This is a genomic window from Streptomyces kryoterrae (assembly GCF_054072135.1).
Window position 1 is genome coordinate 7034596 of sequence record NZ_CM133358.1, and the last position, 14346, is coordinate 7048941.

At 69.4% G+C, this 14346-nt stretch carries 17 protein-coding genes; 6 read left to right on the plus strand and 11 right to left on the minus strand.

The genetic code is table 11. The annotated features are described in order from the left end of the window. The gene (locus ACW4TU_RS31300; protein WP_457418557.1) at positions 1 to 891 is read right to left on the minus strand and encodes an SDR family oxidoreductase; all 891 of its coding nucleotides are present in this window, start codon (positions 889 to 891) and stop codon (positions 1 to 3) included. 178 nt (positions 892 to 1069) lie between these two features. Here ACW4TU_RS31300 and ACW4TU_RS31305 point away from each other — a divergent pair, with 178 nt between their 5' ends. Then, on the plus strand, positions 1070 to 2002 hold the full coding sequence (locus ACW4TU_RS31305; protein ID WP_457418559.1) for a LysR family transcriptional regulator: 933 nt from the start codon (positions 1070 to 1072) through the stop codon (positions 2000 to 2002). 2 nt (positions 2003 to 2004) lie between these two features. Here the strand turns inward: ACW4TU_RS31305 and ACW4TU_RS31310 are convergent, their stop codons facing one another. After that, positions 2005 to 2742, minus strand: a complete 738-nt coding sequence (locus ACW4TU_RS31310; protein ID WP_457418561.1) for a DUF6215 domain-containing protein — start codon at positions 2740 to 2742, stop codon at positions 2005 to 2007. Between the two features lie 528 nt (positions 2743 to 3270). Here ACW4TU_RS31310 and ACW4TU_RS31315 point away from each other — a divergent pair. Continuing rightward, on the plus strand, positions 3271 to 5487 hold the full coding sequence (locus ACW4TU_RS31315) for a M4 family metallopeptidase (protein WP_457430420.1): 2217 nt from the start codon (positions 3271 to 3273) through the stop codon (positions 5485 to 5487). 13 nt (positions 5488 to 5500) lie between these two features. On the opposite strand, the gene ACW4TU_RS31320 is transcribed toward ACW4TU_RS31315, so the two are convergent. After that, the gene (locus ACW4TU_RS31320) at positions 5501 to 5770 is read right to left on the minus strand and encodes a DUF397 domain-containing protein (RefSeq protein WP_457418563.1); all 270 of its coding nucleotides are present in this window, start codon (positions 5768 to 5770) and stop codon (positions 5501 to 5503) included. Further along, the gene (locus ACW4TU_RS31325; protein ID WP_457418565.1) at positions 5752 to 6588 is read right to left on the minus strand and encodes a helix-turn-helix domain-containing protein; all 837 of its coding nucleotides are present in this window, start codon (positions 6586 to 6588) and stop codon (positions 5752 to 5754) included. Before ACW4TU_RS31325 ends, ACW4TU_RS31320 begins: the two co-directional genes overlap by 19 nt. Before the next feature lie 120 nt (positions 6589 to 6708). On the opposite strand from ACW4TU_RS31325, the gene ACW4TU_RS31330 reads away from it, so the two are divergent. Beyond that, entirely contained in the window at positions 6709 to 6924 is a 216-nt protein-coding gene (locus tag ACW4TU_RS31330; RefSeq protein ID WP_457418567.1) for a hypothetical protein, read from the plus strand. After that, entirely contained in the window at positions 6921 to 7172 is a 252-nt protein-coding gene (locus ACW4TU_RS31335; protein WP_457418569.1) for a hypothetical protein, read from the plus strand. Before ACW4TU_RS31330 ends, ACW4TU_RS31335 begins: the two co-directional genes overlap by 4 nt. Positions 7173 to 7203: 31 nt before the next feature. Here ACW4TU_RS31335 and ACW4TU_RS31340 read toward each other — a convergent pair whose 3' ends face one another. Then, positions 7204 to 7617, minus strand: a complete 414-nt coding sequence (locus ACW4TU_RS31340; protein ID WP_457418571.1) for an XRE family transcriptional regulator — start codon at positions 7615 to 7617, stop codon at positions 7204 to 7206. Between the two features lie 109 nt (positions 7618 to 7726). Here ACW4TU_RS31340 and recO point away from each other — a divergent pair, with 109 nt between their 5' ends. Continuing rightward, complete coding sequence (gene recO, locus ACW4TU_RS31345; protein ID WP_457418573.1) at positions 7727 to 8476, plus strand: DNA repair protein RecO; 750 nt, start codon at positions 7727 to 7729, stop codon at positions 8474 to 8476. Between the two features lie 89 nt (positions 8477 to 8565). Next, entirely contained in the window at positions 8566 to 9414 is an 849-nt protein-coding gene (locus ACW4TU_RS31350) for an isoprenyl transferase (RefSeq protein ID WP_457418575.1), read from the plus strand. A 36-nt stretch (positions 9415 to 9450) separates the two neighbouring features. Here ACW4TU_RS31350 and ACW4TU_RS31355 read toward each other — a convergent pair whose 3' ends face one another. The 6 genes from ACW4TU_RS31355 to ACW4TU_RS31380 form a co-directional block, all read right to left on the minus strand. Next, complete coding sequence (locus ACW4TU_RS31355) at positions 9451 to 9837, minus strand: hypothetical protein (RefSeq protein WP_457418577.1); 387 nt, start codon at positions 9835 to 9837, stop codon at positions 9451 to 9453. A 207-nt stretch (positions 9838 to 10044) separates the two neighbouring features. Further along, a complete protein-coding gene (locus tag ACW4TU_RS31360) occupies positions 10045 to 10659 on the minus strand; it encodes a hypothetical protein (protein ID WP_457418579.1) in 615 nt (204 codons plus the stop codon). Next, positions 10656 to 11966 (minus strand): hypothetical protein, encoded by a 1311-nt coding sequence (locus ACW4TU_RS31365; RefSeq protein WP_457418581.1) that lies wholly within the window; start codon positions 11964 to 11966, stop codon positions 10656 to 10658. The genes ACW4TU_RS31360 and ACW4TU_RS31365 overlap by 4 nt, the downstream gene beginning before the upstream one ends. Then, positions 11963 to 12757 (minus strand): ABC transporter ATP-binding protein, encoded by a 795-nt coding sequence (locus ACW4TU_RS31370; protein WP_457418583.1) that lies wholly within the window; start codon positions 12755 to 12757, stop codon positions 11963 to 11965. Before ACW4TU_RS31370 ends, ACW4TU_RS31365 begins: the two co-directional genes overlap by 4 nt. Positions 12758 to 12797: 40 nt before the next feature. After that, positions 12798 to 13598, minus strand: a complete 801-nt coding sequence (locus ACW4TU_RS31375; protein ID WP_457418585.1) for a zf-HC2 domain-containing protein — start codon at positions 13596 to 13598, stop codon at positions 12798 to 12800. Beyond that, complete coding sequence (locus ACW4TU_RS31380) at positions 13595 to 14134, minus strand: RNA polymerase sigma factor (RefSeq protein ID WP_457418587.1); 540 nt, start codon at positions 14132 to 14134, stop codon at positions 13595 to 13597. Before ACW4TU_RS31380 ends, ACW4TU_RS31375 begins: the two co-directional genes overlap by 4 nt. Positions 14135 to 14346: the final 212 nt, after the last annotated feature.

The following is a 14346-nucleotide window of genomic DNA, read 5'->3' on the forward strand; positions in this document are numbered from 1 at the left end:
TCAGCCGAAGTAGTGCCCCGCCGCCAAGTCCGGTACCAGTCCGGGCTCTACGGGGTTCCAGGCGAGGCCCTCGCGGGTCAGAGCGCTGCTCGCCGGAAGGTCGAGGGCGAAGAAGTTGCCCAGCCAGCCGAAGTGGTCCTGGGTCTCCTCGACCGGTACCGACCTCACCGGCACCCCCAGCCCCCGCCCGATCGCCTCGGCGATCTCCCGTACCGGGATGCCCTCCTCGGCGACCGCGTGCAGCCGGGTTCCCGCCGGCGCCGACTCCAGCGCCAGCCGGAACAGGCGGGCGACGTCGAAGCGGTGGGCGGCGGCCCAGCGGTTGGCGCCGTCGCCCGGGTAGGCCGAGACGCCCTTGTCGCGGGCGATGTCGACGAGGCGCGGTACGAAGCCGCCGTCCCCCTCGCCGTGTACGGACGGCGGCAGCCGTACGACCGACGTCCGTACCCCCCGCTCGGCGAGCGCCACCATCGCCGTCTCGGAGGCGAGCCGGTACATGTGGGACTTGGTGGGGTCGCCCGGGTTGTCCTCCGTCGCGAGGACGCCCGGCGAGAAGGCGGTTCCGGAGCAGATGAGAAGGGGCCGGCCGGACTCCGCCAGCGCCTCGCCCAGCGTCTCCACGGCCCGCAGGTCGGTCCGGGCGGCGTCCGCCATGTCCTTGAAGTCATGGACGTACGCGGTGTGGATCACGCCCTCCGAGGCCGCCGCCCCCGCGCGCAGACTGCCGAGGTCCTCCAGGTCACCCCGGTAGACCTCGGCCCCGGTCTCCTTCAGCAAGGCGGCGGACTTGTCCGAGCGGACCATCCCGACCACCTCGTGACCCGCGCCGAGCAACTCCCGTACGACGGCGGACCCGACGAACCCGCCCGCGCCGGTGACGAACACACGCATGATGAACTCCCCTTGAGTGCCGACCTGTTGATGTCGGCCGGTGTGCTTTCAGGGTGCGCGCGGGGTCCGTTCGGCGTCCAAGACCTGTTCCGGAACGCGCAATGCGTATCAGGCATCACAGCAGTTCAGAGTGTTTGTACGGGGCTACGGTGCCCAACTACCTGGTTACGCTTGCCACATGACCGATTCGCAGCCAGCCCCACCACCCGCCTCGCCGCCCGGAGGGCAAGGCCCCGATCTCGATCTGCGCCTGGTGCGCTACTTCACCGTGGTCGCCGAGCACCTGCACTTCGGACGCGCCGCCCAAGCCCTGCGCATCGCCCAGCCGTCCCTGAGCCGCCAAATCCGGAGCCTGGAGAAGGAGCTGGGCGCCCGGCTCCTGGACCGCACTCCGCAGGGCAGCCGTCTCACCGAGGCCGGTGAGGTGTTCCTGCCGCATGCCAGGGCGCTGCTCCGTACGGCCACCCGGGCCGCCTCCCAGACCCGCGCCGCCGCGGAGCCCAGCCGTCTCCTCGTCGGCTACACGTCGAACCTGATCGTCACCCCGGCGGTACGGGAGCTGCGGCGCCGACATCCGGAGGCCGACGTACGAGCCGTGCACCTGAACTGGGACGAGCCGAGCACCGCGCTGCTGGACCATCGGGTCGACGCCGCGATCACCCGACTCCCGCTCTCCACGGCCGAGTTGGAGGTGACCGTCCTCTACGAGGAGGCCCGGGTCCTGGTCGTCCCGCTCGACCATCGTCTCGTGGGCAAGGAGTCCGTCACCCTCGACGACATCGCCGACGAGCCGATGCCCCGGGTGCGGGAGGACGCGGCCTGGAACGCCTTCTGGCGTATCGATCCGCGTCCGGACGGCAGCCGGGCACCGGACGGTCCGCTCGTCCGGGCGCTGGAGGACAAGTTCGAACTCATCGCCGCCGGACAGGCGGTGGCCATCGTGCCGGGTGGTCTGGGTATGGAGCGGCTTCGCCCGGACCTCACCACGATCCCGCTGCACGGCATCGACCCGAGCCATGTCGTCCTCGCCACCCGGGTGGACGACCGCAGCCGTCTGCTCGCCTCCTTCCGGAAGGTGGCGCGCGCCCTGCTGACCGGCGGCACCACCTGAACTCAGGCCGCCGGCCACCCCGGTACCGTCGGCAGTACCTGCTCGGCGAGCCAGACCAGTCCGGTGCCGTCCGGGGGCAGGTCGTCCTGGCGCCAGATGGAGATCTCGTACGTACCGCCGCCGTCCTTGGGGTCCTTGGCGACCATGAGGTTGCGGGACACGCCGCCGGGGCCGGTAGAGCTCTTTCCGTCCTTGAAGACGATGCCGAGGGTTCGGCCCGTGTAGAGGAACGCCCTGTGGCCCAGGACCGTCTTCGGCTCTCCCGATACGGACACGTACTCGGAGTCGACGATGTCGGAGACCGAGATGTCCTCGGACTCCGTGAGCTTGATCGAGTAGCCCTCCAGCTGGACGGTGGCCTCGGGGTCGGTTGTCATGACGTCGGGATTCTTACTGACGCGGCGTTCGTTGCTGTAGGCGCCCAGCGCGCGGTCGTTGGGCGTGCCGAGAAGCGCCGGCAGGTCCGGGCGGTTGAGCGCCTCGCACAGTTGCACACCGGAGACGGGCCTCGACAGCGGCTCGTCGTCGTCCGAGCGGGAGCACGAGGCGGGCGCCCTGTCCTCGGAATCGGGCTGGTACTTCGCCATCACCCAGAAGCCCACCGCGAGGCATGCGACCACTATCAGTGCCGATACGACCTGCGCGCCTTCACTCATGCCCTTCTCGGGTCGGGCCGCTCCAGCCGCTCCAGCCGCCCCGATCGGCTCGGCGGATCTGGGTACGTCGATGTCGTTGGTCATGTCCCCCACCTCGGATGTCCCCCACCCCACGCGTTCGCGCCCGTTGCGCGCGCCGGGGGAGCCTAACCGCGCGATCTCTGCCTTTGGAAGCTCCGGAAGTGCGCGGTGCGCGCGCCGACGGCTCCCGACGTTCCTGGTGCTTCAGGTTGTCCGGAATGTTTCGGTGTGAGCGGCGAGGTGAAGAGGGCAGCCCCCGCGGCTGAAAAGTGCGCCCAGCAGGACGGATCTCCAGCTGGGCATGGTCATTTCAAGCCGTTGTCTTGGCATTCTCATGACAAAACGAGGCACGCAGTGCCACGCTGCTGCACAAGTTCACCATTCCTTCACACCCGCACCATGCGGGACACCCCCCACCCACCCCCACCTCCTTGCACCCGCCTGCCGTGCAGCGCTCCGGACCGGCCCCATCCCGTCGGTTCGCCCCCACCTCGGTCCCCACCACGGGCCGACGTCGCACAGAAGGAGAACCCGTTGCCCCGGCGACACCGCCCCATCCTCCGGCGCAGACGCGCCACCGCCGCCCTCGCGATGACGACCATCGGGACCCTGCTCGCGCTGGGAGCTCCCGCCGGCACGGCGACCGCGGCCCCGGCCGAACCGGGCCCGGCCAAGATCACCGCCGTGCCTCGCGCAGGAGCCGCCGCCACGCCCCTGTCGGCGGCCCGCCGCGCCTCGCTGATCAAGACCGCGCAGACCGCCTCCGGCGCCACGGCTCGTCAACTCGCCCTCGGCGCGCAGGAGAAGCTCGTCGTCAAGGACGTCGTCCAGGACGCCGACGGCACCACCCACACCCGTTACGAACGCACCTACGCCGGACTGCCCGTCCTCGGCGGCGACCTGGTCGTTCACCTGAAGAGCAACCGCACCACCGTCTCCAAGGCGAGCGGGGCGACCCTCACGCTGCCGACCCTCACCCCGAAGCTCTCCGCGACCAGCGCCACCGGCAAGGCTCTCGCGGCCGCGAAGGGCGCCGACGTCACCGGCACCGCGACCGAGCGCGCGCCCCGCCTCGTCGTCTGGGCCGGCACCACCAAGCCCGTCCTGGCCTGGGAGACGGTGGTCGAGGGCACTCAGCCGGACGGTACGCCCAGCGAACTCCAGGTCGTCACCGACGCGAGCACGGGCAAGCAGATCCTTGCGGCCGAGAAGGTGCACACCGGCGAAGGCACCGGCCAGTACGTCGGCACGGTTCCCCTCGGCAGCACCCTGGCGGGATCGACGTACCAGCTCACCGACGGCGCCCGCGCCGGGCACAAGACGTACGACCTGAACCAGGGCACCTCCGGCACCGGCACCCTCTTCACGGACGACAACGATGTCTGGGGCAACGGTCTGCCGTCCAACCGCCAGACCGCCGGTGTCGACGTGGCCTTCGGTGCGGCAGCGACCTGGGACTACTACAAGGACGTGTACGGCCGCAACGGCATCCGCAACGACGGAGTCGCCGCCTACAGCCGCGCCCACTACGGCAGCAGCTACGTCAACGCCTTCTGGCAGGACAGCTGCTTCTGCATGACCTACGGCGACGGCTCGGGCAACACGCACCCGCTGACCTCCCTCGACGTGGCCGCCCACGAGATGAGCCACGGCGTCACCGCCGCCACCGCCAACCTGACCTACTCGGGTGAGTCCGGCGGTCTCAACGAGGCGACCTCCGACATCTTCGCCGCGGCCGTCGAGTTCCACGCGAATCTCGCCGCCGACCCCGGTGACTACCTCGTCGGCGAGAAGATCGACATCAACGGCAACGGCACGCCGCTGCGTTACATGGACAAGCCCTCCAAGGACGGTTCCTCCCGGGACAGTTGGAGCTCGACGCTGGGCAGTGTCGACGTCCACTACTCCTCGGGCCCGGCGAACCACTTCTTCTACCTTCTCTCCGAGGGCAGCGGCGCCAAGACCGTCAACGGCGTCGCCTACGACAGCCCGACCTTCGACGGTCAGGCCGTCACCGGCATCGGCATCGACAACGCCGCCGCCGTCTGGTACCGGGCGCTGACGACGTACATGACCTCGTCGACCAACTACGCGGGCGCCCGCACCGCCACCCTGTCGGCCGCGGCCGACCTGTTCGGCGCCTACAGCCCCACCTACCTCGCCGTCGCCGACGCCTGGGCCGCCATCAACGTCGGCAGCCGGATAGCCCTCGGCGTCAACGTCGCCCCGATCGCCGACCAGACCAGCGGCGTCGGCCAGTCGGTCAGCCTTCAGGTGGACGCCTACACCACCAACTCCGGTTCGGAGCTGACCTACGAGGCCACCGGCCTGCCCGACGGTCTGACCCTCAGCCCGAGCGGTCTGATCTCCGGGACTCCGACCACCCTCGGCGTCGGCGACGTCACCCTCACGGTCACCGACAGCACGGGGGCGTCCGTCACGGACACCTTCAGCTGGCGGATCGCGTACATCTACGCCACCTCCACCCGCGTCGACATCCCCGACAACAGTGCCGCCGTGGAGTCCCCCATCACCATCGGGGGCCGCGACGGCAACGCCTCCGCCACCACCTCGGTCTACGTCAACATCGTCCACACCTACCGCGGTGACCTGACCGTCGACCTGGTCGGCCCCAACGGCACCGTCTACTCGCTCCTCAACCGGAGCGGCGGCTCCGCCGACAACGTCGACCAGACCTTCACGGTCAACGCCTCGGCCCAGCCCGTCAACGGCACGTGGAAGCTGCGCGTCCAGGACCGGGCGTCGATCGACGTCGGGTACATCCAGAGCTGGCAGCTCACTCCCTGACCTGACAGTAGGGTCAGACGCCTGCGCCGATGAACTTGGCCCAGGCGAGCGCACCGATAAGCAGTACGGGCCCGTCCGAGACCTTGCTGTCTCGGACGGGCACGATGCCGGGGACTCCGTCGGCTACTTCGACGCAGCTCCCGCCTTCGCCGTTGCTGTACGTGCTCTTGCGCCAGCGGGCAGCGCCGATGAAGTCGTGCGCGACCTCTACGCAGTCGCCGCCCTCGCCGTTGCTGTGACTGCTCTTGCTCCAGCGGGCGTTGGTCAGGTCGTACTCGCGCATCGTCTGTAGTCCTCAGCGGCCGATTCGATCAGGGCGAGGGACGCCTCCGGCGAGAGCGCGGCGCCCCTTAGCAGATCGTATGCGCGCTGTGCCCGCTTCACCACTGCCGGATCGTCAAGCAGATGACCCGAAAACGAGGTCTCTGTATAGAGGGTTGGTGGCGCGTCCTCGAACTCCATGAGCTGCACCATCCCGCCCATGGATGCGAACGCCCCCGCTGAGTACGGGACCACGGTCACCCAGGCTTTCCGCTCCCGGGCGAGCGCCGCGATGTGCTCCAGTTGCTCGGCCATGGCCGCCGGCCCGCCGACCGGTGTGCGCAGGGTGTTCTCGTGCAGGATCGCCCAATACTCGGGCCTTGTAGCGTCCTTGAGGATGCGCGACCGTTCCAGCCGAGCGCCCACCTTTTCGTCCACGTACTCGTCGGTGACGAACGGGTTGGCCGCGAGTGTGACCGCCCGAGCGTAGGCGGCCGTCTGGAGCAGGCCCGGGATCACCGTTGGCGCGAACTCGGCGATCTTCGTCGCCGTCCGCTCAAGCTCCACAACCGCCGCGAAGTAATCCGCGTACCGCTTGTCGTCGATGAGCTTGCGCCAGGTTCGTTCGAAAAAACCGGCGGTTTGTAGGATGTCGTCAATCCGGATCGCCACATCCAACTGCGGCTTCCGAATGGCCTGTTCGAACTGCCCGATGTAACCCCCGGAGACGAAGACCATCGCCCCCAACTCCACCTGGGTTAATCCGGCCTCCTCCCGCCGCCGCTTCAACTCCGTCCCGAAGAACTCCCAAGCCGCCTGTCGCTGTGAACCATTGGCCATAACCGAACCGAACCCCCTTCGACTGCACCACCGTTGCTGCGCCCAGAGCCTTCCGAGTGTAGGCACAGCACGTCATCGTAGAAGTGCGAAGAGTGAAACTCGATAAGCAAGGGGAGCACGGTGACGGCACGACAGACGGCACACTCGACGGGCTGCGTCGAAGAAGCGGAGGAAATTGTGAAGGAATTGCGGATGGCGTTGAAAAACGCCGGGATTACTCTCCCGTCGCTCCGATTGGACGCGGCGAGTGTGGCCCGGGAAGCGCCCTGTCCGCTCATCGAATTGGGGCGCTGCAACGTCGAGACGGCGGCCCGGATCGCGGCGGCGCTGCGATGAACGACGTGAGGCCGGTGAAGTCGGGAAGGTCGGGGCGGCCGGAGGTCGGCGCGTACGTCATGGACACCCGCGCCGAAAAGGTCGGCATCGTCATGGGGCACGAGGGGCCCTACGTCCAGCTCAGGTCGTACGGCGGCGGCAGGGAGTGGGACGCGGCCCCGGCCGCCCTCCGGCCCGCCACCCCGGCGGAACGCCTCAGCGCGGCCACGGCGTACGCGAACGCCCGCAGCCGCGGTGAGGTTCCTTGAGGGTCCCTGCGAGACATGGTGGAAGGGCCGGTCACCCCAGGACGTAGTACTCGTCCCCGAACTCGGCGACGATCTTCAACCGCCCGCCGAGGGCGCGTACGTAGGCGGCGAGCGTGTCCACCTCGCTCCGCTCCAGCTCACCGTGCTCGATGCGGGAGACGTGGGCCTCGGCGACGCCCATGGCCCGGGCGACGTCCGCCTGCGTCAGGTCCAGCCGCTCGCGCAGTTCGGCGATGCGGCGCATGCGTACGGCGGCGGCTGCCATGGCTTCGCCGGGTGGCTCGTCGGCTCCGGTGGCGGGCACGGTGGCGCGTTCCATCAAGTCGTCCACCCACGCCTGCTCCTCCGGCGTCGGCGGAGGCAGGTGGGCCAGCACTTCCTCTGCTGCGGCCAGACCGGCCTTGATCTTCGCGGCGCTTCCAGGAGTCGTGCGTTCAGGGCTCATGTGTCGAGCCTCGTCGGCGGGCCGCTCGCCGCCAGGCGAATTCGCCCCGTTCACCGATAAGAAGTACGGCCCCGTCCGAGGCTGCCGTTCCGTACGCGACAATGGCCCCATGAGCCTGTTCCGTGACGACGGTGTCGTGCTGCGTACCCAGAAGCTGGGTGAGGCCGACCGGATCATCACGCTGCTCACGCGCGGTCACGGGCGGGTGCGGGCCGTGGCCCGGGGGGTGCGGCGCACCAAGTCCAAGTTCGGGGCCCGGCTCGAACCGTTCTCCCATGTTGACGTGCAGTTCTTCTCGCGGGGGAGTGACCTGGTCGGGCGCGGACTGCCGCTGTGCACGCAGAGCGAGACCATCGCTCCGTACGGTGGCGGCATCGTCACCGACTACGCCCGGTACACCGCCGGGACGGCCATGCTGGAGACGGCGGAACGGTTCACCGACCACGAGGGCGAGCCCGCTGTGCAGCAGTACCTGCTGCTCGTCGGCGGTCTGCGCACCCTCGCCCGCGCCGAGCACGAGCCCCACCTCATCCTCGACGCGTTCCTCCTGCGCTCCCTCGCCGTCAACGGGTACGCGCCCACCTTCAGCGACTGCGCGCGGTGCGGGATGGCGGGCCCGAACCGGTTCTTCTCGGTGTCCGCCGGAGGCTCCGTCTGCGCCGACTGCCGGGTGGCCGGCAGCGTCGTACCCTCTCCCCAGGCCCTCGAACTGCTCGGCGCGCTGCTGACCGGCGACTGGGAGACCGCGGACGCGTGTGAGCCGCGTCATGTCAGGGAGGGGAGCGGACTGGTGTCCGCGTATCTGCACTGGCACCTGGAGCGCGGGCTGCGCTCCCTGCGCTATGTGGAGAAGAACTAGAAGCAGCAGTAGAAGTAGCAGCAGAAGAAGAAGCGCAGCAGACGCAGACCGAAGCAGTAGAAGTACGCAAACAAGGAGACGAGAAGCGCATGGCCGTACGCGGAATCCTGGGGAGCCGGCGCCGCGAGTACAAGACGCCGGAACCGCACCCCTCCGGCGCCACCGCGCCGAAGCTCCCCGGCGAGCTCGTACCGAACCATGTGGCCTGCGTCATGGACGGCAACGGGCGGTGGGCCAAGGAGCGCGGGCTGCCGCGCACGGAGGGGCACAAGGTCGGCGAAGGCGTCGTCCTCGATGTGCTCAAGGGATGCCTGGAACTCGGCGTCAAGAATCTCTCCCTCTACGCCTTCTCCACCGAGAACTGGAAGCGGTCCCCGGAAGAGGTCCGCTTCCTCATGAACTTCAACCGTGACGTCATCCGGCGCAGGCGCGACGAGATGAACGAACTCGGTATCCGGATCCGGTGGGTCGGGCGTATGCCCAAGATGTGGAAGTCCGTCGTACAGGAACTCCAGGTCGCCCAGGAGCAGACCAAGAACAACGACGCCATGACGCTCTACTTCTGCGTCAATTACGGCGGCCGGGCCGAACTCGCCGACGCGGCCAAGGCAATGGCCCGCGATGTCGCCGCCGGAAAGCTCGACCCCGACAAGGTCTCCGAGAAGACCATTCAGAAGTACCTCTACTACCCGGACATGCCGGACGTCGACCTTTTCCTCCGCCCCAGTGGCGAACAGCGCACCTCCAACTACCTGATCTGGCAGTCGAGTTACGCTGAAATGGTCTTCCAGGACGTCCTGTGGCCCGACTTCGACCGGCGTGACCTGTGGCGCGCCTGCGTCGAATTCGCCTCCCGCGACCGGCGATTCGGCGGTGCGGTCCCGAATGAGCAACTGCTTGAAATGCAGCGGGACATGCGGGGCAACACGGGGGTCTGAACGCCCCCAGGACCATGGATGGGTGCGTTCGGTGCGTCAGGGGACGAGCGTGAAACTCGCCCGGTAGACATAGCCCGGCATGGCGGGAGCCCACGAGAAGCCGTGCCCCATGGTGAGGATGTCTGTCGCTCCGTCGGGATGGTCCACCCCGTTCTCGACGTAACTGATGGTGTACGAAACCGTGGCCGGAGTCGACCCCGACCACTCGTAGCAGGTGAGGAATTCGGGGTGCTCGTCGAAGTCCCTGGTGCCAGTGGGATTGTCCGCGCTGAGGAAGATGTGGCGGATGTACTGCGGAAATATGGACCAGTCCTGGCAGATGACCTCGGTTCTGGGGGTAGTGGCCGAGGCGGCTGGGGCCGGCGTCGTCATCGGGATGCCGAGGGCGGCGGCAACGGCCAGCAGGACAGCGGGTCTACGCATGGTCAGCTCCGTGGATAGGCCGATGGGCCACTCATTCTGACAACGGCCACCGCCTTCCACAGGACCAATTCGAGCCCCCCTGGCCCTCGCCCTGGTCGGCACCGAGGGTTGCAGGGCTGACGAGGCGGTGTAAACAGGGGAGAGGCAGCCTCGGCCTGGGCCTGCTCGGCCAGGCGGTTCGACATCCGCTCCGCGACCGCCGGTTCATCAACGACACCGCACAGGCTCCGTCCCAAGATCTGCGGCTGTAGTACGTGGGCCTCGGCTGACGTAGGCGGCGGTTCCGGCGGCGGTGAGTACCGCCGCGACCACGGCCGCGGGTCGGCTGTCGGAGGCCTGTGTCTGCCAGGTCAGCGCCTCCCCCGCGGTGCCCATGCCCGGGAACGCCGCCGCGCCGAGCGTCCACCCGAGAGGCAGGAACCACGACCGAGCGGTGCCGACCGTGGCCGTCCCCAGGGCGGTCAGGCCCAGCATGCCGGCCGCGTCGCGGACGATACATCCGAACGGCCCGAACCGCGTGTCGGTGAGCAGTGTGGCCAGCAGCAACATGAGTACGCATCCCAGGTCCGTGGCCAGGTGGGACATCCGCAGCCATCCCCACGGCCTCGCCGCCGTGCGGTCCAGGGTGTCGTCGGGGCCTTGGAGCGTGGTGGTGGCGACGGCTACCAGGAGCAGGACCGTCAGGGCGAGTACGGTGCTGCTCACCTCGCCCCTGACGCTGAAGGCCGTCGCCAGCAGCCACGCGACCGCAGTGCCCGCGACGGTCGCGCCGAGCGCCGCCGGCACGTGGCGCGAGCGGACGTAGAGCGTCAGTCCTGTCATCGGGTGCCTCGGCTCAGGAGGTCGGTGGTGTCCTGGCACTTCTGGGCGTCCTGATAGACGGCGACAACCCGGGCTTCTGCCTCGGCTCGCGGCAGTGCCCGCAGTCCCTTCCAGAGCTTGACCGCGTCCGGGTCATCGAATTCGAGGCCGTCGGGACCGGCGGTCGGCTCCCGGTCGAGCAGCCAGTGGGCCGCAGCGGTGGCGACCGTGAAGTTCCGGTTGTCTCCGCAGCTGAGAGGGCCGGTGAACACTCCGGTGAGCATCGTCGGTTCGAGCCGTCCCGGGTGGGCGAGGTGACCGTGCTTGTCGACCGTGATCCCCATCAGGGCGGTGTCGGCCCGCGACCTCGGTGACGTGGGAGGAGAGAACGTGGAGGTGTCCTCATGGGCCTCGACGATTGACGTTTTCGTCAGGAGTTCCAATGCGTGGCGGGCCCTGGGAGTCACCTCGGGCAGCAACCCTTCGTGCGCCCGGCTGACGCAGACCCGCGGGGTGTCGTCGGTGCACACCAGTTCCTGGGCGACCGGGTCGAGCGTCCCTCGGACGTAGGCATCGCCGGTCGGCACCACCAGGGCCGTGGCCGTGGCCCCGAGGGCCAGCGGCAGCAGCGCGGCGAACGCGAACCTACGGTTCTGGACGGCGAAGAGCACGACGCCGGCCACCGCGACCGCGGCCATCCAGAGTGCCTGGGCGGCGCTGACTCCGCCGTCGACGGTGTCGTAGTCGCTGAACATGCTCATCCCCATGGCCGGGGAGAACGCCGCCGTGAATCCGCCGTCCGGAAGGGCGTGGGGCGCGAGCATCAGCAGCGCGAAGCCGCTCACGGCCAGCGCGGGTGCGGTGGCGAGCGCCGGCACCAGGCGTCCGACGGCCAACCCGAGCCAGACCGAGGCGATCATCGCCACCAGCCCGACGGCCACGACGACAAACGCGGCCGGCGGCAGGTAGCGCGCCGTGTCGGCGATCCGCGGTGCCGCCGCGAGGAACGTGACCAGGTAGGCGACGAGCACCGCCAGGGCCGTCGCGGCCAGGATCGGCACCATGCGCTGCGGTCTCGGGCGGGGCACGGCGGCGAGCAGTTCGGCGACGTTCGCCCGGTGCTCGCGATAGGACTGCCAGGCGCCGGAGGCCATCGCAAGGGGCGAGAGAACCGCGAGGTATTCGCGCTGCGTCACGGCCAGCGCCATCCACCCCGTGGACCATCGCCCCGCGGTGGCGTGGAGGACGATCGTGCCGGCGACGGCGATCAGGAGCGCGGCGCCGAGGGCGGCCGAGCGCCGGAGCTCGATGCCGAGGATGCGGTTCATGCGTTGCTCCGGTGCCGGCGCAGGAGCGCGGAGTAGCCGCGCTCCGCCGGGCTGTCGCCCGCGTCGCCCTGCCCACCGCGGGCGATCAGGTCGTCGGGGGTGCCCTGGAAGACGAGTCGGCCTTCGTTCATGAGGATGACGTCGGTGCAGGCAGCGACGACGTCCTCGACGAGGTGGGTGGAGACCAGCACACAGCTGTCGGCGCCGAGGCCACGCAGCAGGTCGCGGAAGTCGAGACGTTGTTCGGGGTCGAGTCCGACGGTGGGCTCGTCGAGCAGCAGCAGTTCGGGGTCGTTGACGATGGCCTGGGCGATGCCGCACCGGCGCAGCATGCCGCCGGACAGCGTCTTCATCCTGGCGTCGGCCTTGGTGGTGAGACCCACCCGATCGATCGCGCGTTGTACGGCGTCGGGTATCGCGGTTTTGGGCATCTCCTTGAGCCAGGCCATGTACGCGACGAACTCGCGGACGGTGAACCGCGGGTAGAAGCCGAACTGCTGCGGCAGATAACCCAGTTCGCGACGCACCTCGCGCAGGTCGGCACGGCCGTCCACCTGTTCGCCGAGCAGCTTCAATGAGCCGCCGGCGGGCTTGACGACGGTGGACAGCGCGCGCATCAGCGTGGTCTTGCCGGCGCCGTTCGGGCCGAGCACACCGTGCACGCCGGCAGTCAGCGTCAAGTCGAGTCCGTCGACGGCCAGGTGCCGGCCGGCCCGGACACGCAGGTCTTCTGCGTGGACGAGCCAGGGATGAAGGGTGGGAGCCGTTTCGGCAGCACGCACCGCTCGCATGGGTCTCTCCTTTTGATCCTGTTGATCCTGTTGAGGGGGGTCAGTTGCCACTGGTCAGGCGACGGAAGTGCGTGGCGGCGAGCGGTGTGATCGCGGCAAGGGCCACGGTGGCCACCACCCAGTCGGCGGTGCTGCCCGGCCGCAGTACCGGAGACAGGGACTGGGCCGCCACACTCGGCAGCAGGACCGCCGCGGACCAGACCACGGCGAGTCCGATCGCCGCGCGCCGTACGCCGATGAGGGCGCCGAGCACGAGGGTGGCCCCCGTGAACGCCAGGCACGGCAGCAGGGTGAGGGCCAGCGAGGTTCCGGTGCTCACACCAGCCACCAGCAATGCCGGAAGCACGACGACGAGCACCGCGAGCGTCCGCCGCAGCACCATGGCCAGTCCGGCTGCCGGTGTGGTGGCGATCAGTTCCCAGGCGGGGTCGATCCGCCGGCTCCAGGCCACCGCGACGCCGGGCAGCGGAGCCACCGGGGCCAGCAGCAGCACGAGCGACGGCAGGCTCGGCTCGGCGGAGTCCAGGAGTACGCCACAGCCCAGCACCGCGACGGTCACCGCGAGCCAGGGCAGGAGCGTCCACGCGAGCCAGCGTCGGTGCAGGGCCGCTGCTGGTGTGCGTTGCCGGGTCGGCGACGGGCTCGCCTCGATCGCCTGGCCGAGCGAGACGGCGACACGGTCGAGCAGATCCGTCGTGGCAGGGGTGGCCTTGGCGGCCAGTGACGCACGGCAGCTGGCGCACGCGTCGAGATGGACCTCGACCGACCAGAGCGCGGCGTCGTCGAGTCCGCGCCCGCCGTCCGCGTAGCGGGCCAGGATCGTGGTGGTGGGATGAGTCATGAGAGCGCCTCCCGCAACGCGATCCGAGCCCGCCGCGCGCGGGTTTTCACCGTGCCCTCCGGCATACCGAGCAGCACCGCTGTCTGACGGACCGAAAGGTCGTCGAGCACCATCGCCTGCAGCACCTGCCGCAACTCCGGTGGCAGCAGCAGGAGCGCCTGTTCGAAGTTCTGGTCGACGCGGTTCGCCATCACCTCGTCCTCGGCGGCCGGAGCGGTCGTAGCGAGCAGGGCAACGGTCGGCACCCGCTCCTGCCGGGCGCGTCGGCGGAACGCGTCGACGAGACGGTTCGCGGCGATCGCCCAGAGCCAGCCGACCGCACTGCCCTCGGTCACGGAGCCCGCATAGCTGCCGGCCGCACGCCAGACCGCCAGGTAGGTCTCCTGGAGCACGTCGGCGACGACGTCGTCGTCGGCGCAGCGGCGGCGGAGCCGCACCGCCAACCAGGGCGAAGTACGCCGATACAACTCGTCGAACGCCGCCCGGTCACCACCGGCGACGCGACGCACGAGTTCTGCCTCGTCGAGGTCTGTCATGCCTTTCACGATCAGGGAGACGAAACGACCGTCCATTCAGGTTCTCGGACGCTTCGGCGGCTGCCGGAAGCAACAGCGCCTTCACGCCGAGCGCGAGGTCGTCCACATCGCCGACCGGCCCGAATCGCACCGTGGGCAGCTGCCCTGGATCGCCTCGCGTACGCGAGCCCCGCGCATACCTGGCCGAGCGGCCCCCGGCGCCGAGAAGGCGC

Bases quoted from the DNA above. Each gene is read 5' to 3' on its own strand.
- ACW4TU_RS31355 (WP_457418577.1), bottom strand. From the start codon at position 9,837: ATGCGTAGACCCGCTGTCCTGCTGGCCGTTGCCGCCGCCCTCGGCATC.
- ACW4TU_RS31370 (WP_457418583.1), bottom strand. From the start codon at position 12,757: ATGCGAGCGGTGCGTGCTGCCGAAACGGCTCCCACCCTTCATCCCTGG.
- ACW4TU_RS31305 (WP_457418559.1), top strand. From the start codon at position 1,070: ATGACCGATTCGCAGCCAGCCCCACCACCCGCCTCGCCGCCCGGAGGG.
- ACW4TU_RS31310 (WP_457418561.1), bottom strand. From the start codon at position 2,742: ATGACCAACGACATCGACGTACCCAGATCCGCCGAGCCGATCGGGGCG.
- recO (WP_457418573.1), top strand. From the start codon at position 7,727: ATGAGCCTGTTCCGTGACGACGGTGTCGTGCTGCGTACCCAGAAGCTG.
- ACW4TU_RS31350 (WP_457418575.1), top strand. From the start codon at position 8,566: ATGGCCGTACGCGGAATCCTGGGGAGCCGGCGCCGCGAGTACAAGACG.
- ACW4TU_RS31300 (WP_457418557.1), bottom strand. From the start codon at position 891: ATGCGTGTGTTCGTCACCGGCGCGGGCGGGTTCGTCGGGTCCGCCGTC.
- ACW4TU_RS31315 (WP_457430420.1), top strand. From the start codon at position 3,271: ATGACGACCATCGGGACCCTGCTCGCGCTGGGAGCTCCCGCCGGCACG.
- ACW4TU_RS31365 (WP_457418581.1), bottom strand. From the start codon at position 11,966: ATGAACCGCATCCTCGGCATCGAGCTCCGGCGCTCGGCCGCCCTCGGC.
- ACW4TU_RS31335 (WP_457418569.1), top strand. From the start codon at position 6,921: ATGAACGACGTGAGGCCGGTGAAGTCGGGAAGGTCGGGGCGGCCGGAG.
- ACW4TU_RS31320 (WP_457418563.1), bottom strand. From the start codon at position 5,770: ATGCGCGAGTACGACCTGACCAACGCCCGCTGGAGCAAGAGCAGTCAC.
- ACW4TU_RS31380 (WP_457418587.1), bottom strand. From the start codon at position 14,134: ATGACAGACCTCGACGAGGCAGAACTCGTGCGTCGCGTCGCCGGTGGT.
- ACW4TU_RS31360 (WP_457418579.1), bottom strand. From the start codon at position 10,659: ATGACAGGACTGACGCTCTACGTCCGCTCGCGCCACGTGCCGGCGGCG.
- ACW4TU_RS31340 (WP_457418571.1), bottom strand. From the start codon at position 7,617: ATGAGCCCTGAACGCACGACTCCTGGAAGCGCCGCGAAGATCAAGGCC.
- ACW4TU_RS31325 (WP_457418565.1), bottom strand. From the start codon at position 6,588: ATGGCCAATGGTTCACAGCGACAGGCGGCTTGGGAGTTCTTCGGGACG.
- ACW4TU_RS31375 (WP_457418585.1), bottom strand. From the start codon at position 13,598: ATGACTCATCCCACCACCACGATCCTGGCCCGCTACGCGGACGGCGGG.